The organism is Lacinutrix sp. Hel_I_90 (genome assembly GCF_000934685.1).
Lineage (GTDB): Bacteria > Bacteroidota > Bacteroidia > Flavobacteriales > Flavobacteriaceae > Lacinutrix.
Window position 1 is genome coordinate 143,969 of record NZ_JYNQ01000001.1, and the last position, 20,901, is coordinate 164,869.

General features: G+C 33.3%; 18 protein-coding genes and 1 tRNA gene. 8 read left to right on the top strand and 11 right to left on the bottom strand.

Annotated features, from left to right (window positions below; genetic code table 11):
* Positions 1-120 precede the first annotated feature (120 nt).
* Entirely contained in the window at positions 121-573 is a 453-nt protein-coding gene (gene mscL, locus GQ46_RS00585) for a large conductance mechanosensitive channel protein MscL (protein WP_044397431.1), read from the top strand.
* A gap of 65 nt (positions 574-638) precedes the next feature.
* Here the strand turns inward: mscL and GQ46_RS00590 are convergent, their stop codons facing one another.
* The 3 genes from GQ46_RS00590 to GQ46_RS00600 form a co-directional block, all read right to left on the bottom strand.
* A complete protein-coding gene (locus tag GQ46_RS00590) occupies positions 639-1,010 on the bottom strand; it encodes a hypothetical protein (protein ID WP_044397432.1) in 372 nt (123 codons plus the stop codon).
* Between the two features lie 74 nt (positions 1,011-1,084).
* Entirely contained in the window at positions 1,085-1,819 is a 735-nt protein-coding gene (locus GQ46_RS00595; protein ID WP_044397433.1) for a DUF3307 domain-containing protein, read from the bottom strand.
* A complete protein-coding gene (locus GQ46_RS00600; protein WP_044397435.1) occupies positions 1,816-2,421 on the bottom strand; it encodes a hypothetical protein in 606 nt (201 codons plus the stop codon). The genes GQ46_RS00595 and GQ46_RS00600 overlap by 4 nt, the downstream gene beginning before the upstream one ends.
* Before the next feature lie 189 nt (positions 2,422-2,610).
* On the opposite strand from GQ46_RS00600, the gene GQ46_RS00605 reads away from it, so the two are divergent.
* The 3 genes from GQ46_RS00605 to bshB1 all read left to right on the top strand — a co-directional run bounded on the left by GQ46_RS00605 (position 2,611) and on the right by bshB1 (position 5,476).
* The gene (locus GQ46_RS00605) at positions 2,611-3,759 is read left to right on the top strand and encodes a PLP-dependent aspartate aminotransferase family protein (RefSeq protein WP_044397436.1); all 1,149 of its coding nucleotides are present in this window, start codon (positions 2,611-2,613) and stop codon (positions 3,757-3,759) included.
* A gap of 18 nt (positions 3,760-3,777) precedes the next feature.
* Positions 3,778-4,668: a 23S rRNA (adenine(1618)-N(6))-methyltransferase RlmF gene (gene rlmF, locus GQ46_RS00610; protein ID WP_082041685.1), complete on the top strand. Its 891-nt coding sequence runs from the start codon at positions 3,778-3,780 to the stop codon at positions 4,666-4,668.
* A 91-nt stretch (positions 4,669-4,759) separates the two neighbouring features.
* Complete coding sequence (bshB1, locus tag GQ46_RS00615) at positions 4,760-5,476, top strand: bacillithiol biosynthesis deacetylase BshB1 (RefSeq protein WP_044397438.1); 717 nt, start codon at positions 4,760-4,762, stop codon at positions 5,474-5,476.
* A 69-nt stretch (positions 5,477-5,545) separates the two neighbouring features.
* Here the strand turns inward: bshB1 and GQ46_RS00620 are convergent.
* The 8 genes from GQ46_RS00620 to GQ46_RS00655 all read right to left on the bottom strand — a co-directional run bounded on the left by GQ46_RS00620 (position 5,546) and on the right by GQ46_RS00655 (position 11,941).
* A tRNA-His gene (locus tag GQ46_RS00620) sits at positions 5,546-5,621 on the bottom strand.
* 114 nt (positions 5,622-5,735) lie between these two features.
* Positions 5,736-5,936, bottom strand: a complete 201-nt coding sequence (locus GQ46_RS00625; protein WP_044397439.1) for a hypothetical protein — start codon at positions 5,934-5,936, stop codon at positions 5,736-5,738.
* A gap of 289 nt (positions 5,937-6,225) precedes the next feature.
* Entirely contained in the window at positions 6,226-7,785 is a 1,560-nt protein-coding gene (locus tag GQ46_RS00630) for a M28 family peptidase (protein ID WP_044397440.1), read from the bottom strand.
* 82 nt (positions 7,786-7,867) lie between these two features.
* Positions 7,868-8,905: a M28 family peptidase gene (locus GQ46_RS00635; RefSeq protein WP_044404321.1), complete on the bottom strand. Its 1,038-nt coding sequence runs from the start codon at positions 8,903-8,905 to the stop codon at positions 7,868-7,870.
* A 55-nt stretch (positions 8,906-8,960) separates the two neighbouring features.
* Positions 8,961-9,320: a hypothetical protein gene (locus GQ46_RS00640; protein ID WP_044397441.1), complete on the bottom strand. Its 360-nt coding sequence runs from the start codon at positions 9,318-9,320 to the stop codon at positions 8,961-8,963.
* A gap of 5 nt (positions 9,321-9,325) precedes the next feature.
* A complete protein-coding gene (locus tag GQ46_RS00645; protein ID WP_231567300.1) occupies positions 9,326-10,111 on the bottom strand; it encodes a DUF3108 domain-containing protein in 786 nt (261 codons plus the stop codon).
* A 70-nt stretch (positions 10,112-10,181) separates the two neighbouring features.
* Entirely contained in the window at positions 10,182-10,598 is a 417-nt protein-coding gene (locus GQ46_RS00650; protein ID WP_044397444.1) for a hypothetical protein, read from the bottom strand.
* On the bottom strand, positions 10,595-11,941 hold the full coding sequence (locus GQ46_RS00655) for an exonuclease domain-containing protein (RefSeq protein ID WP_044397445.1): 1,347 nt from the start codon (positions 11,939-11,941) through the stop codon (positions 10,595-10,597). Before GQ46_RS00655 ends, GQ46_RS00650 begins: the two co-directional genes overlap by 4 nt.
* Before the next feature lie 507 nt (positions 11,942-12,448).
* On the opposite strand from GQ46_RS00655, the gene GQ46_RS00660 reads away from it, so the two are divergent.
* The 4 genes from GQ46_RS00660 (at position 12,449) to GQ46_RS17325 (ending at position 20,865) form a co-directional block, all read left to right on the top strand.
* Positions 12,449-14,884, top strand: coding sequence for a PAS domain S-box protein (locus GQ46_RS00660; RefSeq protein WP_082041686.1), 2,436 nt, complete (start codon positions 12,449-12,451; stop codon positions 14,882-14,884).
* A 26-nt stretch (positions 14,885-14,910) separates the two neighbouring features.
* Positions 14,911-17,061 (top strand): ATP-binding protein, encoded by a 2,151-nt coding sequence (locus GQ46_RS16980; protein WP_052503366.1) that lies wholly within the window; start codon positions 14,911-14,913, stop codon positions 17,059-17,061.
* Positions 17,062-17,146: 85 nt separating this feature from the next.
* A complete protein-coding gene (locus tag GQ46_RS00670; RefSeq protein ID WP_044397447.1) occupies positions 17,147-17,518 on the top strand; it encodes a response regulator in 372 nt (123 codons plus the stop codon).
* Between the two features lie 14 nt (positions 17,519-17,532).
* Positions 17,533-20,865 (top strand): sigma 54-interacting transcriptional regulator, encoded by a 3,333-nt coding sequence (locus tag GQ46_RS17325; protein WP_082041687.1) that lies wholly within the window; start codon positions 17,533-17,535, stop codon positions 20,863-20,865.
* Positions 20,866-20,901: the final 36 nt, after the last annotated feature.

A 20,901-nucleotide genomic window follows, 5' to 3' on the forward strand; every position in this document is an offset into this window, starting at 1 on the left:
AATGGAAATAAATAGCGTCAATAATGTCATTCTTTGGTTTTCAATCTTCGTCTCGGTTTGCATAGTCATATGGGCTTATGTTATGATTCGCGAATTCAACAAAAAGTTTAAAAATTAATTATGGGGTTTTTAAAGGAATTTAAAGAGTTTGCCGTAAAAGGCAACATGATGGACATGGCTATAGGTATCATTATTGGCGCTTCATTTAATAAAGTTATTGATGTATTGGTTAAGAAAGTATTAATGCCACCGCTGTCTTTAATGAGCAGTGGTATTAATTTACAGGATAAAAAAGTAATGCTTCGAGAAACAGAATTGGATAGTGCTGGTAAAGTTTTGGCCGAAGAGGTCGCAATTCAATATGGCGCATTAGTAGAAGCTTTTATCGATTTTATCATCATAGGACTAACGGTATTTCTTGTTGTAAAAGCCATGAACAGATTAAGAGAAAAATCTGATAACACCAAAGATAAAACGGTAAAAACGCCTAAAGACATTCAGTTGCTTACAGATTTAACTGAATTAATGGAAGAGCAAAACAAATTGCTGAGAGCAAACACTTCAGAAAAATAAAAGCATAAAAAAAGCAACAAGTAGTGGATGTTTTGTTGCTTTTCCAAAAAACTATAAATGTGAGGTTATAGCTTTATTAATGTTTTATTTAAATTTAAATCATTGAGCATATCATTAGTAAATTTATAGTGCCCTTTTTTGGTTATGATTCTAAATCTGTGGTCGTTCATTCTTGATAATACATCTAAAAAGCGCCATTTTGTTTTAAGAAGTCGTTGTTTGTCACTTTTTAGTCCGATTTCAAAATAATACTTTCTAGTTCTTCTAGTAGCTGTAATGTCTGGTGTTATTTTGATCTCACCGTCCTTTTTTACATAAGATTTTGGTGACTCAAAACCATCAATATCAGCTTTGATATTTTCAAAACCTAAATTTTGTAAGTAGTTTACTGATTCTTTGATGAATACTTCGTTCTCTTTTTTTTCTGTATGTGTCATAGTACCTCTAAGTTAGTCCAAATGTGCTTTAGTAACTGTTAACGGGTTGTTAAAGCATTCATTTTTAACGTATTTTAAGAAATTTTGTAGTCATTTATAAAATATAAATAACATAATCCTGCTATTATGGCAAGCATAAAACTAATAAGAGTTCCAATTAAAACATATTCAGTAAGTTTTCTGTCTTTTGCTTTAGACAAGTCTCCAAATCTGAAAATAGACTTTGCTGCCATTAAAAAACCAACGCCTTCCCAATGGTCTGTAATAATAAATAAGAAGACAAAAACACGTTCTAAAACACCAATATAAGCGCCTGCGTGTTCTAAAGAATCGATACTATTTTCATCTGCCGTGTCTAAGTTCCATTTAGAAATAATAACTTTCATTATAACAGAAGCAACACTGGTTGTAAATAGTAAAAAGGTTATAAATACAATGGTTGTAGGAGTAAATAGCCAGTCAAAATCTAATGGATATTGAGAATAAAGTAAGGTTACCAGAAATAAAACAAGGAGATGTGCTATTTGATCTACAAAAAATAGAACTCTGGCGTTTTTGGGAGTGTTTAGATGAAGTTTAATAACATCAATACAATAGTGTGATATAATTATGATTATAAATCCAAGCCAAAAGGATTTAAAATCAGCTTTCAATACAATAAACAATGCAATAAAATGAATAAGAATATGATAGTATAAGTATTTTGATTTATGTTTTTTATCCAATTTATGAGTCACCCATTTTTTAGGCTGAAACAAAAAATCTCCAATAAAGTGAGCCAGTAATAATTTTATAAATAAGAGCATCATAGGGTTTGCGTTTGTTGTTCGTAATAATTTAATAGTTTTAGTAGGTCATCGTAACCAGAACGTTTTAAACCAGCACTAATATTACTTTGTGTTTTGTTCAGAAGTTTTGCTAGGTCTTTTTGATTATAGTCTGGATATTCTAAAGCGGCTTTAAGTGTTTCTGCAGCAGTTGGTGTCCAGTTATCTGTAGTAAGTGCCGCTAAATCTATCATGATGTTTAAAGGGGTGTCTATTGCGTCATGACCTGTTTCTAGCGCTAGAGTATTCCGTTTTAAATTTTCAAAACAATGTCCAGAGTTTATAAAAGCAGTACCATTGGCTTCGGTGATTTTATCGGCATCATGAGATTTATCACCAATACCTATAGCCATTCGCACGTCTATGTCTGAGTTTTGTTTTATAGCCGCTTTTATTAGTAAAGCAGCTCTTAAACCTGCTGTTTTATCGACTTCCAATTGAAAGCTATCCCCTCTAAAAATTTCCCATGCCTTTGGTTCTTCTCCGTATTTATTAAACTCTTTTTTTAAAATAGGTAACCATGCTTTTGGTTCACTATCTCTCGAGTTTATAATATCTCCTGTAATGATACTTACTAATTTCATCAGTAAAATTTTAATAAATATACTAAAAATATTCGCTTTTTAACGAATAATTGTAAATATCTGCTTTTTAGCGAATAATTACAAATATCTGCTTTAAGGCGAATATAATGACATATGGACAACTAAAGCGGATTTACATTTTTTTAAAAGAACTTAAAACCAAATGAAGACAATTAGTATCTTTACCGTATGAGTAAAAAAGAACTAGGTTTAAATACCATTTGTACACACATTGGTGAAATAAAAGATGAACAATTTAAAGGAGCGGTATCGCCCATTTATTTATCGTCTTCATATGAGTTTCTAGATGTAGATGTTAAGCGCTACCCCCGTTACTTTAATACACCAAATCAAGAATATCTATCAAAGAAAGTCGCAGCTTTAGAGCATAAAGAAACCGCGATGATTTTTGGGTCTGGTATGGCGGCTATTAGCCACATGTTTTTGGCGTTTTTAAAATCTGGTGACCATATTGTAGTGCAAAACACATTATATGGCGGAACCAGTAATTTTATACGTGAAGAATTTCCAAAACTGAAAATAGAATTCACTTTTACAAACGGGTATGCTGTTGAAGATTTTGAAAAAGCCATTCAACCCAACACAAAATTGATTCATATTGAAACACCTTCTAATCCGTTATTAACCATTACAGATATTGAAGCTGTTGCTAAATTAGCTAAATCTAAAAGTATTGTAACAAGTATAGACAATACTTTTGCTAGTCCTGTAAATCAAAATCCAGCCGATTTTGGCATTGATTTAATCATGCATTCTGCAACAAAATATTTTGGTGGTCATAGTGATATTTGTGCGGGCGCTGTAGCTGGCTCAAAAGCGCATATGGACAGGATTTGGAATGTTTCTAAAAATTATGGAGGTAGTCTTAGTGATTTCACGGTTTGGATGTTAGAGCGCAGTATGAAAACAATGGGATTACGCGTGAAAGCCCAAACCAAAAATGCAAAGAAAATGGCGCAATGGTTGGAGCAGCATGAGTCTGTTAAAAAAGTATACTATCCAGGCTTAAAAAGCCATCCAGAATATGAACTTGCAAAAGCACAAATGAAAGGTTATGGGGCCATGCTATCCTTTGAATTAATTGATACTATTGACTCTGTGAAATTTCAAAAGGCACTTGGTCTCATTAAAGCATCAATGAGCTTAGCAGGGATTGAAAGTACCATGTTAAGTCCGGCGCAAACCTCTCATTCTTTATTAAGTCAGGCAGAACGTGACGCTATAGGTGTTAGCGATGGATTGATTCGTTTTTCTGTAGGAATAGAATCTGTTAGCGATTTAAAGGATGATATTGAACAAGCTTTGAGTCAATTATAAATTCATAATCGCTTTTACTTGCATAAAAATAACAAACATAATACGGGCTACAATTTTGAAAAACTAATCAGCGTTTTACCAGAATTAGAAAGTCATGTGTCCGTTAATAAACAGGGCACTGAAACCATAGATTTTGCGAACCCAAAGGCTGTAAAAATGCTTAACACTGCTCTTTTAAAAGCAGATTATGACATTCATTTTTGGGAGTTCCCAAACGCGAATTTATGCCCACCAATTCCTGGTCGTGCCGATTACATACATGTCATAAACGACCTGCTACAGGCTTCAAAAATTAATCAGAAGGTTACCGTTTTAGATATTGGTACAGGAGCAAGTTGTATTTATCCCTTACTGGGGAACGCAGAATACAATTGGAATTTTGTAGCTTCAGATTGTGATGAAACGGCGCTCGTTTTCGCCGAAAAAATAATCAGTGAAAACAAATTAACAGCAAATATTCAACTTAGAAAACAAAAAGAGGTAGCACATGTTTTTGAAAATATAATCACTAAAACTGATCGTTTTGATGCGAGTCTGTGTAATCCGCCATTCTATAAAAATAAATCAGAAGCATTAGAAGCCACAAAAAGGAAACTCATAGGATTAGGAAAAGAAACAGGTTCAGTAACTAGAAATTTTGCAGGTAAGGCCAACGAATTGTGGTTTAAAGGAGGAGAAAAGGCTTTTTTACATACCTATTTATATGAAAGTTCATTATTCAAAAAACAATGCCATTGGTATACGTCATTAGTTTCTAATAAAGCGCACATTAAATCGATGTATACATCCTTAGCTAAATTAGGAGCAACCAGTGTTAAAACGATAGATATGGCCCAAGGCAACAAAAAGAGTAGAGTAGTAGCCTGGTCCTTTTTAACAGAGAAAGAACAAAACGATTGGGTTAGATAGCAAGTATCCTTAATGGTCCTAAAGGGTCGAGAAACTTAAATAAATACTTAATAAGATTTCCGTATTTATGGGAATGTAAAATAAATTTTCAATGAAATTAGACATATTAGCCTTTGGAGCACATCCTGACGATGTAGAATTAGGAGCAGGTGCAACCCTTGCAAAAGCAGTTAGTGAGGGTAAAACAGTAGGAATAGTCGATTTAACAAGAGGAGAATTAGGAACGCGTGGTACTGCTGAAACGAGAGACCGTGAAGCTGCTGCTTCAGGGAAAATTTTAGGCCTAACTGTACGAGAAAATTTAGGCTTTGCGGACGGTTTTTTTATAAATGATAAAGCACATCAGATAGCGGTTATAAAAATGATACGTAAGTATCAACCAGAGTTAGTGCTTTGTAATGCTATTGAAGACAGGCATATCGATCATGGAAAGGGAAGCAAACTCGTAAGTGATGCCTGTTTTTTAAGTGGCTTGTTAAAAATTGAAACGCAGTTAGATGGAATACCTCAAGAAAAATGGAGACCAAAACTAGTGTACCACTACATTCAATGGCAACCCTTGACACCAGATGTCTTGGTTGATGTTTCAGGTTTTATAGAGACCAAAATGGAATCTGTGAAAGCTTACAAAACACAATTTTATGACCCTAATAGTAAAGATCCTGAAACTCCAATTACTAGTAAAACCTTTATAGACAGTATTGCTTATCGTGCAAGAGATTTAGGAAGACTGGTAGGTGTGGAACACGCAGAAGGCTTTACAGTAGAGCGCTATGTTGCTGTAGATAGTCTTTTTGATCTAAAATAAAACAGTTAAAAGTCTAACTTTAAGTCACAAAAAAAGTCTTCAATAACTATTGAAGACTTTTTGCTTTTTGGGTGGAAGACCGGGTTCGAACCGGCGACCCTCGGTACCACAAACCGATACTCTAACCAGCTGAGCTACAACCACCATTTAACGCACTATTGCTAATGCGAGTGCAAATGTAATTTATTAAATATTTTCTACAAAGTATTTTTTTAATAATTTATATTAAAAATGAAATTTTATGCCCATGCTTCTATTTTTAGAACGCCATAATCACTTCAAACTCCCCATCTAAAGCTGTTTTATTTTTAGCCGGCAGATAGGTTTTGGAAATAAAACCATCTAAATATAAGGGCTTTAGGCTGTCATTCTGTTTGGAATACATGGAGAAATTATAAGAACTTGCGTTTTGTTTTAAGATTGTAAAAAAATAAATAGTCATTTGGTAAAATAATAACATCTTTTCCAATATTTAGAGTGTTTGATCCTTTATTAAATAGCGGAATTAACTTGGTATTTATAATTACTCGCAATATTTGCTTGTTTGAAGCATTATGGTCTTCGGTTTTGAGAATAGCGTAGTTGTTTCATTATACAAATACAATAACAAAAAAAAGGTTCAGGAAAAACGATTTAGTTTTTCTTGAACCTTTTTTTTATACTAGCAATGCGCGTCCCTAATTGATTAGAGTGATATCGTAATGACTTAGTAGTTGAAATGACACCATTTTAATAGAACGTCACTTAATTTACTCTACAACTTTATCCACAACAATTTTTGCGTCTCTATTCGCTAATTCCCAAGCAGTGTAAAATACTAAACGCGTTCTGTTTTCTAACAAATCGTACTGTATTTTATCTGGTGTATCACCAGGTTGGTGATAATCTTCGTGTGTACCATTAAAATAGAATATAACAGGAATATTGTTTTTTGCAAAGTTATAGTGATCACTTCTGTAGTAAAAACGGTTTGGATCATTATCAGCATTAAAAGTATAATCCAGATCGATATTCATGTATTTGGTGTTCACCATTTCTGAGATGTTGTGCAACTCTGAACTTAATTTATCACTTCCAATAAGGTATACATAATTTCTATTTTTCTTTTCACGATTTGGATCTGTACGACCAATCATATCAATGTTAAGATCTGCAACCGTATTGGCTAAAGGAAAAATAGGATCTACATCGGTATAATATTTAGAACCTAAAAGGCCTTTTTCTTCCCCTGTTACATTAAGAAAAACAAGAGAACGTTTTGGACCATTACCGTCTGCCTTTGCTTTTGCAAACGCTTCTGCTATTTCAAGCACGGCAACGGTACCAGAACCATCATCGTCTGCTCCGTTATAAATTTTTCCGTCTTTTATACCTTCATGATCTAAGTGTGCAGAAATAATAATATACTCGTCTGGTTTTTCACTACCACGAATAATTGCTGCAACATTTTCTGAAGTAATTTCTTTAGAATTGTTTTTATAATCTATTGAGATGTTTGTACTTAATAACTGTGCTTTATCATTAGTTTCTATGTCGTTAACTAAAGTTTTACCGATGTTGTCGTTTATAATAAAGTACATCATGTCATCTGCATTTCCAGCTAAAGCCATGCGGCCACTAGACCCACCAAAACGAGCAGCTGCCATAGCATAAACTTCAGGGTAGTAAAACAAAACAGCTTTGGCACCTTTTTTTTCAGCAAGCTCTTTTTTAGAAGCAAATTGCTGACGAAAGTTGGACCATTTTGAGGCTTCATTGGTGCCTGAAACCGTAAATATACCTTCGGCATTTCTAGGTTCACCAGATTTAAATAGGACGATTTTACCTTTTACATCTATAGTTTCATAATCTGAATATTTTTCGTCTTCAATACCATAACCTGCATAAACGACTTCGTCTGTGTTTACAACAGCGTTATTACTTGAGGTTACAGAAACATAATCATCAATTGCCGTAAAGGTTTTTCCATCAATTGAAAAGCTTACATTTGGAGCAGACAAAACTTCTAATGGAACATTTTGAAAATAATTTCCATCTGATTTAGCTGCAGGAATGCCATCTTCAATATACTGTTCTTTAAGGAAATTTACAGCCATTTTCTGACCTTCCTCTCCCGTTTCACGACCTTGAAACTCGTCTGAAGCGTAGGTGTACAATAATGTTTTTAAATCAGTAGCGGTTATCGTTTCTGCATAGGTTACAGGATTTGCAGAAACCTCAGTTGTTTTTTCTACTTTACTAGGACTGCTGGTTGAGCCGCAAGCGACTAAAATTGTAGCAATAGTAAAAAAGGATAATACTCTTTTCATTAGATAGATATAAAGTTTATATATTGTAAATGTACATGAAATTAAGGCCTAAACCCATTCTCTTTAACATATTTTAACAGGTTTATAACTCAGTATTATGTTTTAAAAATGACGGCCTGTTTGCCAATTGCCATGCCGTAGCGAAAATGAGCTTTGTACGTTTCGTTAATAATGCGTAGTTGATTTTATCTGGAGTGTCTGTTGGTTTATGATAGTCTGCATGTTCGCCATTAAAATAAAATATGACTGGAACATTATGTTTTGCAAAGTTATAGTGGTCGCTTCTGTAGTAGTAATTATTGGGATCCTTTTCGTTGTTATACTTATAATCTAATTTTAAATTAGAAAAGGTATTGTTTGTTTTTTCTGAAATAAAATGAAGTTCCTTACTTATTCTATCTGCTCCAATAATATAAATATAATTTGGGTTGTCTTTATGTGATTTATCGACACGCCCAATCATGTCTATATTTAAATTAGCAATGGTTTTATTTAATGGAAAAAGAGGATTTTTAACATAATAAAGTGAGCCTTGAAGACCAATTTCTTCTGCAGTAAGGTGTAAGAACAAGATGCTACGTTTTGGAGAATGTCCTGCTTTTTCTGCCGCTTTAAAAGCTTGTGCTATTTCTAATATGGCCATTGAACCTGAACCATTATCGTCTGCCCCAAAATGTATCTTGTTATTTTCTTTACCTAAATGATCTAAATGTCCAGAAATGATAAGGACTTCATCAGGCTTTTCTTTGCCTTTAATATAGGCTAATACGTTTTCTGTGGTATTAATACCCTTGGGGAGAAAGTCTGAAGGAATACTTTGGTAATACGTCGAGTCGTTGACTCCCGGATTAATACCTTCTTTGATGTAGAAATTTTTTAAGAAAGTGCTTGCCTTTTTTTGGCCTTGTTCTCCAACACCTCGACCTTCAAAATTTTCAGAAGCGAAACTGTATAGATTGATTTTTAACTCTTCGGCGGTAATGGTTTTTGAATACTTATTTATAAGTGTACTATCTGTGATTTGTATACCATTTTTTAAGTTTTCAATTTTTGTTGTGTATTTAGTTTCTGCACATGAGCCAATAAAAGTTAAGATGCTAAATATGACTAAGGGCTTCATGTATAAAAATTTGACTGTCATAAATATATAATTTAGTACAAAATAAAAGATTACCTTACTCAGAAATATCGATGTCGTCTATTTCTTCAATATCAATTTCAATATCTTCTAATTCTTCGATAGCCTCTTCTTTTGATTCCTGATCACGTTGTTCCAGTTGCTCTGTGTTTCCAACTTCTGTGACCGTTGTAACAGATTTATAGGTGGCTAATGCTAAGGTGATAATTGTTAATAGAAAAATGAGTTGTACGGTATGTTGTGGTTTATTCTCACCTCTAGATTTTAGAAAAGCAATTAAGCCAAATACAAAGGCTAAAATGGCAGGAATAAAAGCAAAGTTATAGAGTGGTAAAACAGTTAAGATAATGCCTAACACAGCAAATATAAACCCTAAAATAATACTTAATTTTCTCATGATATTTAATTTTTTAAGCCTGATGCACTTTTAATTTTTAATTCTCCACTACCTACAGCAATTTTAAATTTTGCATAGACCGGAATTTTATTTTCATCTGCAGTAAGCCAAAGAAAATTATCACCACCTTTTAAAGCATCAGTGCCCGCGGCACTTATTTTTAATTTATAGCATTCTTTTTTACCAATGGCGGTACTAATAGTTTCTTTTTTGACGTAAGTAAAAGACATCTTAGTTTCTTTATTGTCGAATAGCACATTAAAGGTATCACTGTCCCCTGGAGACGCTTTTTTAATGTCTAATGTTCTTAGATAATATAGCGTTGAAACAATATCTCTTGTTTCACTTTTGATTTTTACAGTGTTATTGGTATCCCAAAAACCAGATTCAGATTTTTTGCTTTTTTTGCGAATTAAACTTTTAACGGTTTTCGATTTGTGGTTGAAATTATATTTCACAAACTTATAATAGCCGCCTTCATCAATTTCACGTTTGTATAAATAGGGTGTTATATTACTCGGGCTTACATAACTTTCATACAGATCTCTAATTTTAAAATAGTTATCCCATTTAGAATAGGTGGTCGCTTTGCATTTTAGACGTAAGAGTGTCGCCGATTTTGTTTTAACCGTACTGGTTTCCATCGTAATTTGAGCAAAATCAGTCATTATACCAGACATGCTGTAACCCGCTGTAAAGGTTAGCTTTTCATCTGCATGGAAAGCCTTGTTTTGCGCATGTAAGCTAAGCGCAAGACAACCTATAATCAATGTAAAAAAATATTTCATCATTTTTATTTAAAGTTCAAATATAGAAAATGTAGAACACTAATTGTGCCTAAGTATTGTGTTTGGCTTTTATTTAATAATTATTTATTTGAATAACTAATACGGCAAACACAGCATTCCAAATAATAACACGAAGCCAATTATAGTTTACTAGTTTCTGTAATAACTGTGGGTTACTATTGTTATTAGAAAGCTTTTTATGAATAGGTACAAAAATGCCAAAGGTTGTAACCCAAGCCAAAAGGACTAAAATCAAATGCAAACAGGAAAGCAATGTTGTGTTTTTAAAACAACTAAAAAGTGTTAATGCTAATTGTGAAAACATAAGCGGAATAACAACAAAAGCTATACGCATGGTGTAGCGATTATGCCAACTAAATAATGCTTCCTTATTGAGGTATTTAAAAGAAGGATAGATGAGTAATTGAACCATCCAGATTAACACGATTAATCCAAAATCAACGATGAGTTGTAGTATGATCCAAGTCATACTTGGGCTGAATTTAGTAATACGGTTCGCAATATTTTTTGCACCTCGTTATTATCTTTTTGTCTAATTAAAAAAGATTCTAATTGGGCTTCATGAGAAATCTGTTCGTCTTTATCTATAAAACCATAGCCTAAATACGTGCCGTTTTTAATGAGTACAAAGGCCGCTTCTTGTGCATGTCTTCCTTTTTCTTTTAGAACCACATCTTTATTTTGATTTATAATCTCACAAATGGCATTGGTAACACGTTCGTTGTAACTTTCAATGGGCTCTTCAGCTTTACAAACGCCTTTACAGTTTTTAATCGTGTAATGAGAACACTGGGTAACCCCTTCTTGCAAATGACAAAATTTTGGGCATAAATCAAACTGCTCACAAATACGTTCTAAAAACAATCGGGCTTCCCGCATACTAAAAAACGTAATGATTGGGTTTGGTGTCGTTTTTGCATTATTAATTGCCATATGTATAAGGTCATTTCTGTCTTGATAACTAAATAGAGCAAACCCTTTGATGGTGTTTTTAGCCACTTTGTTATACTGCGGAAAATGCTTTTTAATAGCAGCATCTTCCATTAACAGCCCAATAAGTTCACTGCCGGACAATTCATAATCAATATCGGCAGTTTCACGCACCATATCTAATGATTTTTGTGCTTTACTGTAAAAGTGACTCAGCACGCGCTTTTTGATGTCTTTTGCTTTACCAACATAAATGATCTTCCCCTTTTTATTTTTAAAATAGTAAATGCCTGTCGCATTCGGTAAGGCATTAAAAACTTTATTAGGTAGGTTGGGAGGTAAGGTAGCCTGTTTATTATTTTTGTTAAGAAAATCAGCAAACACTTTCTCAGCATTTTCTTGGGCCTGTAGTTTTTGAAACAGAATTACGGTCGCTTCAGCATCTCCTCGCGCGCGATGTCTGTTGACTACATTGATTTTCAAATCTTTACATAATTTACCCAAGCTGTAGGAGCGATGTCCAGGTAATAAATGCCTGCTTAACCGTACGGTACATAACTTCTTTCTGTCGAAATCTATGGCGAGCAATTTGAATTCGTTTCTAATCACATTGTAGTCAAAATTCACATTATGCGCCACAAAAATGGTGTTTTCGGTAATATTTAAAAGCTGTTGTGCGATCTCTCTAAATTCAGGAGCATCGGCAACCAAACCATTATCAATCCCCGTTAAAGCGGTAATGTGATCTGGGATGTAGCAGTTAGGATTAACCAGAGACGTAAATTCGTCAATGATTGTGTTACCATCATATTTAAACACTGAAATCTCAGTAATGCGATTGGTTCTACCCGTAGTTTCAACGTCAATTATAGTGTAGTGCAACTGTTTTTCTTTTAAGCGCTGTAAAGATAAGGAATACTAAACATTCTATCTTAATTTTAGTCAAGTGTAAGGGAGCAATCATCTTTTTAGAACTTTTTGCGGTGGTAACAACACTGCATCTAAAAGGACCTTCGATAAAATTCTGCAGATCTTGTAGGCCTAAATTGTGAGCCTCAAAAGTGAATTTCTAGTTATCAATTTTATTTATGAATTGAGACTAACGCACTATTACCCGATTTTTAAAATTTACGAAATAATAAACTATATCAATATAAGTTTATGTTTTTTGTGTTACTTTGGAATTCAATTGCGGGAATCGATTGAAATTTGAACTCCATTTTTTTATGACAAAAAATAAAATGTTATCTTTAATATAAGCGTTTAATAGGCTGAAATAGTTCTATAATATTTTAAACTGTCTTGAATTTTGCTAATCTCCCGATAACCAATTAAAAGGAGGCATATGTAAAAAGAGTATGTAACTGCCAAGCTTAATCAAATCATTATATGACTATATATACTACTATACTGGTAGCGTTTTTATTTCTTTCTTCAAGTATTCTCTTATTATTTAGACTTAGATCACTGCTTGGTTTGGCGCCCTTATATATGCTACTGGGTGCTGCACAATGTCTTTTAGCTTTTTCTAGTAGTAATTTAAATTTTGAATTGTGGGGGAAGCATACCTTATTTCCAGAATCAATGCTTGTTTTTCCGACCGTATTATTTACTGTTTTATTAATTTATATAACAGAAGGAGTTAAAAGGTCAAGAGCGATTATTATAGGTGTTTTTGTTTTTAATTTCTTATTATTAGTATGGTTTGGTATAACCTATCGTAATGAAAGTTTTTTAGGCGTCATAGCTGCCCATTCATCAAAAGCGTTTTTTATTTTAGATTATAAAAATTTTATAACAAATACGATCCTCTTATTATTTGAAAGTGTTTTACTCATTATAGTATATCAATTTTTGATTTATAAAATTAAAAAAAACTATTTTTTTTTAATTCTTTTTATTGCCTTAGCTTCTGTTTTAGTTTTTGACGCTTTTGTATTCAATATTCTTCTTAAGTATGATACACCAGATTTTAGAACGTCATTAACAGGGCATTTAATAGGCGGAACTCTCACGGCTTTAGTGTTTTCAATAGTACTCTATAGCTATATAAAATATATAGGTGTAGAAAATAAAAACAGAGGTTTTAGTGCCAATCAAAATAGAGATGTATTTTCCATATTAAAATATAGCGCTAAAAATAAGACCCTTAAAGTAGAAAAGGTACCAGTAGGAAAAAAAACAGAATCTCAACTGGAGTCTACTTTAAATACTATTTCTGATGGTTTTATTGCTTTAGATACACATTGGTGCTATACGTTTGTCAATAAAAAAGCAGGTGATTTTTTTGGTAAAACACCAAGTCAGTTATTAGGAAAACATATTTGGACTGAGTTTCCTCAGGGAGTAGGATTAGCGTTTTATGAGGTTTGTAACAAAGCTATAGAAACACAGAAAACACAACGCTTAGAGGAGTATGTTGAGCCTTTTGACAAATGGTATGAAAACAGAATTTACCCTTCTAAAGAGGGGGTAGCCATTTACTTTAAAGATATTACTGAACAGAAAAAGGCGGAATTGGCCTTAAGAGAAAGTGAAAATCAGCTGAGAACCTTATTAGAATCAGAACCAGTATGTATAAAACAGCTAAGTGATAAAGCTGAATTAATTAGTATAAATCCTTTAGGTTTAGAAATGATTGAAGCCGATAGTATCGAAGAGGTAAAAGGCAAATCTGTTTTAAAACTTATAGTTCCTGCGCACCATGAGAACTTCAAAAAACTCTTAAGCGATGTTTTTAAAGGAAATACTGAGCATCTGGTGTTTGAGATTAAAGGGCTAAAAGGAACCAAAAGATGGTTAGAAACACATGCTGTGCCATTAAAAGATAATAAAGGAACCATTATTTCGCTTCTTGGCGTTACTAGAGATATTACCAGTCGTAAAAAAGTGGCGGATCAGTTAATCAAGAATGAAAAACTATTTCGTCATTTATCATCTAATGTCCCTGTAGGGATATTCCAAACGGATAAAGTTGGCTCCTGCAATTATGTAAATGAAGAGTGGGTAAAATATGCTGGCATACCGTCTATTGAAGCCATGGGTTTTGGGTGGTCTAAGGTGATTCATCCCGAGGATAAAGAACGCACATTACAAGAGTGGCAACAAGCAGTACGTGATGGAAAAGAGTTTGTTTCAGAATACAGGTTTCAGAAAGAAAACAATCAGGTCACTTGGTTATCTGTAAAAGCGGTAGGAACTTACGATGCCCAAAATAATTTGTATGGTTATATTGGTATGGCCTTAGATATTACTGAACAAAAACAGGCAGAAAAACTATTAAAAGAAAACAAAGCGTATCTAAAAAATATTATAAATAATATTGGAGACCCATTATTTGTTAAAGATGAGCACAGTCGTTTACTTTTGGTGAATGATGTCTTTTGTGACATTTTTAATCTTAAAAGAGAAGCGGTAATTGGTAAAACCTTAGCTGAAAACGTATCTCCAGAAGAAAGAGAAGTATTTTTACGGATTGATAAAAAGGTGCTTTCTACTGGTATTGAAAATGTTAACGAAGAGACCTTGACATTAAAAGGAAAAGAGAAACAAATTATTTCTACAAAAAAAACCCGATTTATCGATGAAAGTGGCAATAAATTTCTCATTGGTATTATTAGAGATGTTACTACCCGTAAAAAAGTAGAAACAGAGTTAGAAAATTATAGAACTAAACTAGAAGAATTAGTTAAAATTAGAACAGAAGAGGTCAATTTAAAAAACGAAGAGTTACAGCGCATGAATAAATTGTTTGTTGGTAGAGAATTAAAAATGAAAGAACTAAAGACCATAATTAAAGAAATGCAATTAAAAAATGAAGATTAAATCCTATAATCCTTTTAAATTTTTTTATGAAAAGTAGCACGTTATATGATTTTTTTAAAAAACCTTTGGTAGCTGGTTTTACAACATTTATTATTTTAATTTTAATTACCCAATATATTACGTATCAAAAGTATTTAATTAATGAAAATGAACAAAAAAGGGAGATAAACAATCGCGTAGATTTAATTAAAGAAAAACTGCAAGCCTTGGTTATGTATAGCTATTCAGCTACAAAAACTCTTGCGTACATTGTGGAAAGAAATGGCATTCCCACAGATTTTGATGCTATAGCCATTGAGTTATTAGATCGTTATAAATATTTTGATGTTGTAGAGTTGGTAAATGGTAAGGGGGTTATTACTCACGTTTATCCAATAGAGGACAATGAAGTCATTGGTTTTAATATTCTAACAAGCAAAGAAGCGAGTAGTGGCGCAATTGCTACCATAAAGCGAAAAGATTTTTTTATTGCCGGTCCAATTAATCTAAAACAAGGTGGCGTCGCCATAGTAAGCAGGCAACCCATCTTTATAAATGACACATTCGTGGGGTTTTCGGCAGTGGTTACTAAACTGTCTACTTTTTTTAATGATCTCAATATCGATACTTCCAGTGATAGCCAATTCATGTATCAATTATCAAGGGTTAATGATGAAACTGGTGAAGAAGAATTTTTTCTTGAAAACGATGTGTCGTCTTTCAAAACCTTTGCGGTCCCTATAGAAATGTCTTTTGGTGAATGGAAGCTCTATGTTGTACCATTACAAGACACCTTAAATACAGCTTTCTGGTTTGGAATATTTGGTTGTATAATCGCCATTTTAGGAAGTTGGGGGGTTTGGTTTTTAGCTGGACAGTCCGAACGATTCAATACCTTAATGCATACCAAACTAGCAAAACAAGAATCACAATTAAAGTTCATGTATGACAATACGAGGCGTCAAATAGAAAGAAGTGAATCTAACTTAAATCAGGCACAACAGATAGCTAAGCTGGGGAGTTGGGAGCTGGATATGAAAACAAATAAATTGTCTTGGTCTAAAGAAATGTTTAGGATATTTGAAAAAAATCCAGAAACCTTTGCGGTCACTCGTGAAACGTTCCTTGATGTGGTCTCTCCAGAAAATAGAGAGCTGGTATTAAAAGCATATACAGAATCTGTAATAAATAAGACTCCATATCAAATAATTTACCGTTTAGATCTTGGTAACCAAAAAATGAAATATGTTAACGAACAATGTGAAACATTCTATGACGAATACCAGAATCCTATAAAATCGTTTGGCACCATACAAGATATCACAGAGCGGTTCAATAACGAAAAAGAATTATTGGTTTATAAAAACGATCTGGAGAAATTGGTGGCCGAGAGAACAGAAGAACTCAATGAAAGCAAAGAGGCCTTATTAAACCTCTTAGAGGATCTTAATTCTCAATCTTTGGCATTAGAAAAAGAAAAAGTAAAAGCACAATCGGCAGATTTAATGAAGTCTGCTTTTTTGGCAACCATGTCACATGAGTTAAGAACACCTATGAACTCTATTATTGGCTTTACAGGAATTCTTTTAAAAGAATTAGCTGGACCATTAAATGAGGAACAGAAGAAGCAAATAAAGATGGTAAAAACGAGTGGGGAGCATTTGTTAGGTTTAATTAATGATGTTTTAGACATTTCTAAAATTGAAGCAGGTAAATTAAAAGTATCATTTTATCCTTTTAATTATTTAAGTTCTTTAGAAAGGACTATCGCTTTTTTATTACCACAGGCTTCAGCTAAAGGGCTTAAAATGACTACTGAAATTACTGAAATGGCGATCACACTGGTAAGTGATGAAAGACGGGTGGAGCAAATTCTATTAAATTTACTTTCGAACGCGATTAAATTTTCAAAAGAGGGAATCATTTTGATTAAAGTGGATGTGAAAAATAATGTATTGATAACGCAAGTTATAGATCAAGGTATTGGAATAAGTAAAAAGGATCTTGTTAAACTATTTATGCCTTTTATTCAACTTCAAGGCGGCTTGAGTAGAGCACATGAAGGCACTGGTCTAGGCTTAGCTATTTGTAAAAATTTAGTTGAAAAATTAGGCGGTACTATTCATGTAGACAGTCAATTAGGAAAAGGTAGTAATTTCACCTTTAAGTTGCCATTAGATCAACCCCAAAAGAAATAATAAGATTGTAAGTATAATGTTATACTCAAATGTAATATATTTAGTACTTGAGGAGCTACTATTTAAATTTTAAACCTCAAATGATATGAAACCTAGCATTTTAATAATTGAAGATAACGAGCAAAACATGTATATGTTATCCTATCTTCTTGAAAGCAGTAATTATAAGGTTATTAAGGCTTATAACGGGGTTGATGGCTTAAGATTAGCACATGAGAATCATCCTGAAATTATCTTAATAGATATACAACTGCCAGATATGGATGGTTATGAAATTTGTAACAAATTAAGGCATAATGGTTTGCCTAAGAACACGACAATAATTGCGGTGACCTCATATGCTATGGGAGGGGATAAAGAAAAGGCCATGGAAGCCGGAGCAGATGGATATTTAGAGAAACCTATTAACCCAGATACGTTTGTAAAACAAATGGAAAGTATTTATAGGGCTAAATAATTGAATTATTGAACATGAAAACAATTTTAATTGTTGATGACATATTTGAAAACATTTACTTTCTAAGAGTTATACTCGAGAAAGCTGGTTACACAGTTATTGAAGCCAAAGATGGCAAGGAGGCCTTAGACATATTAGATAAAAATAGTATTGATTTAATTATTTCAGATATTTTAATGCCCGTTATGGATGGGTACATGTTCTGTCAAGCTTGTAAGAAAAATAAAGAGTATAAAGACATCCCTTTTGTGTTTTACACGTCTACTTATATCGAAAAACCAGATGAAGAATTTGCTTTAAAACTTGGTGCCAATCATTTTTTAAGAAAGCCTACAGATCCAGATGTTATACTCAGTTTAGTTGGTGATTTATTGGCCGATAGTAACCCAAATATTAAACCAACTACAAAAGTAAAATTTACTGAAAAAGAGGTGTTAAAACTTTATAGCAAACGTCTTATAAGTAAATTAGAGCAAAAAAATTTAGAACTTGAAAACGAGGTTTTAGAACGAACAAAAGCACAGCAAGTATTAAAAAAAGAGAATGAAGTTTTAGATTTAATAGCTACTAATACAGCACTTAAAAAAATTTTTAATCATATACTCCTTAATTATGAATCGGTTAATCCTGAAAATAAAGGATCTATAAGTGTGCTTCAGGACGACGGTGTTCATTTAGATCTTGTTTCGGCACCATCACTACCAAAACCATACAAGTTAGCCCTTGAAAGAGTGGCAATAGGAGAAAATGTAGGATCTTGTGGGCGCTCGGCATTTATTAAAAAGCCTGTAATTGTATCCGATATAAGTACAGATGCGCTGTGGGTAGACTATAAGGCTATTGCTTTAAAACACCATTTAAAATCGTGCTGGTCTATTCCAATTCTTTCAGAAAAAAATGAGGTCTTAGGTACTTTTGCAATTTATAGTAATACTATTAAAACACCAGCATTAGAAGATATTCAAGAATTAAATTCTGCAGTGCGTTTAGCCAGGATTGCCATTGTGAAATTTAATATCATGGCAGAAGTTAAGGAAAAAGATGAATCTTATAAATCTTTAGTTAATCAAGCAAGTGATATTATAATTACTTGCTCGTTTGATGGAACGATATATGATTTTAATAAGGCGGCCTTGAATTATTTAGGCTATACAAAAAGTGAATTTTCAAAATTAAAAATTCAAGATATTATTATTGGGGATGTCATACAGTATCCTGAAAATAAACAAAAGTTGTTGCAAGGACATTCTATCATTACTTACCGACAATTTTTGCACAAGAAAGGCACCCGTATTGATGTAGAGATTTCTTCTAAGCTCCAAAAAGACGGACTAATACTTGGTATCATACGCGATGTTACCGAGCGTAAAAAAGCCGAATTAGATTTAAAATTAGCCAAAGAATTTACAGACAATCTCGTCATGTCTATGCAAGAAGGCTTATTAATTGTTAATCTGGAAGGTAAAATCATGATGGTTAATGATTCTTTCTGTGAAATGCTTGGGTATTCTGAAGCAGCATTAATAGGGCTTGACCTGCCTTATCCTTTTGCAAAAACGGAAGATTTTGAAGACATGTCAAAGACTAAGGAGAAAGTCGCTACAGGAGACATATCTTCTTTCCAATTTGAATTTATTAGAAAAAATGGAGAGAAATTCTTGGCTTCCTTTTTATCAGGAAACATAAAAAATGATAAGGGCGAGGTTATTGCTTTGTTTGGCACCGTAAAAGATGTTTCTGAAGAGGAAAGAGCTAAAAGAATTTTAGAAGAGAACGTTGCTAGGTCTAAGCAAAAGAAAGACGTTATTTTAAAATTAGCACGTCTTGTAGGTGAAGATTTAGATGTCGCTTTACAAAGCATAACAAAATTAGCAGCGACAACACTAAACGTTGAACGCGTGAGTATTTGGAGCTTTAATTCTGAAAAAACAACCATTTATTGTGAAAAACTATTTGTGTTAAGCGACGGATTACATACCAGTGGTCCTGAATTAAAAATGGCTGATAATAAGACTTATTTTGATTTGCTAAATAAAGAGCAAGCCATCCTTATTCCTGATGTTGTAAATGACAGTGTTACAAAAGGACTAGCTCAAGATTACCTGATCCCTAATAATATAGCTTCTCTTATGGATGTATTCATAAATAGTACAGAAGGCTATTATGGGATTCTTTGTTTTGAGCATATTGGCGAACCTAGAGAATGGACAGCTGATGAGCAAGAGTTTGCCTCGTCCATTGCAAGTATTGTGTCCTTAATGGTTGAAGGGCATGAGCGTAAAGTGGCTGAAGAAAACCTAGTTTTGGCAAACACAGAACTCTCTAATGCTAATAGTGAACTGAACGCTTTACGTGAGCAATTAGAACAAGAAAACGTGTACTTGCGTAATGAGTTAGACTTGGTTTTTAATTATGAGGAAATGGTTTATGGCAGTGAGGCCTTTAGTAATGTACTCTCTGAGGTTGAAAAAGTGGCACCAACGACTGCCACTGTATTATTAATAGGGGAATCTGGTACAGGAAAAGAATTATTAGCAAGAGCTGTACATAATACGAGTTCACGTAATAATAAGCCATTAATAAAAGTGAATTGTTCTGCGATTCCTAGAGAATTAATGGAAAGTGAATTGTTTGGACATAAAAAAGGCTCTTTTACGGGAGCAACAAGTGATAAAATTGGAAAATTTGAATTAGCAGATGGTGGTACCCTGTTTTTAGATGAAATTGGAGAGTTACCTTTAGATATGCAACCCAAAATATTGCGGTTTTTACAAGAGGGTGAAATCGAGGTGGTTGGCGGCACCACTGGATCAAAAAAATTAGATGTTAGAGTCATCGCAGCAACTAATAGAAACCTTAAAGAAGCAATAGAGAAAAAACAGTTTAGAGAAGATTTATATTTTCGTCTTAACGTCTTTCCTATAGAAGTACCGTCACTAAGGAAACGTGTGGAAGATATACCCTTTCTAGTTGAGCATTTTATGGATAAGTTTAATAAGGCTTACGGTAAAAACATAAAATATATCGCTGATGAGTCCATGAGTAAACTAAAAGCATACGATTGGCCTGGTAATATTAGAGAACTGGAGAATTTAATTGAACGTGCTTCAATATTAGCAACCAGTGATACGCTAGTAATTCCAGGTTTTGAATCTTCAGCGCATACAACAAAACCAATTAATAAGAAAGATCTATCCTTTGATGCCGCCCAGCGCAATCATATTCTTCAAGTGTTAGAGCGCTGTGACTGGAAAATTAGTGGGGCAGAAAGTGCATCTGCCTTACTTAAATTAAAACCGAGCACACTACGTGATAAAATGACAAAACTCGGCATAATGAAACCTTAGCAAGAAACGGTATACCGTGTTATTTGCATTTTATCT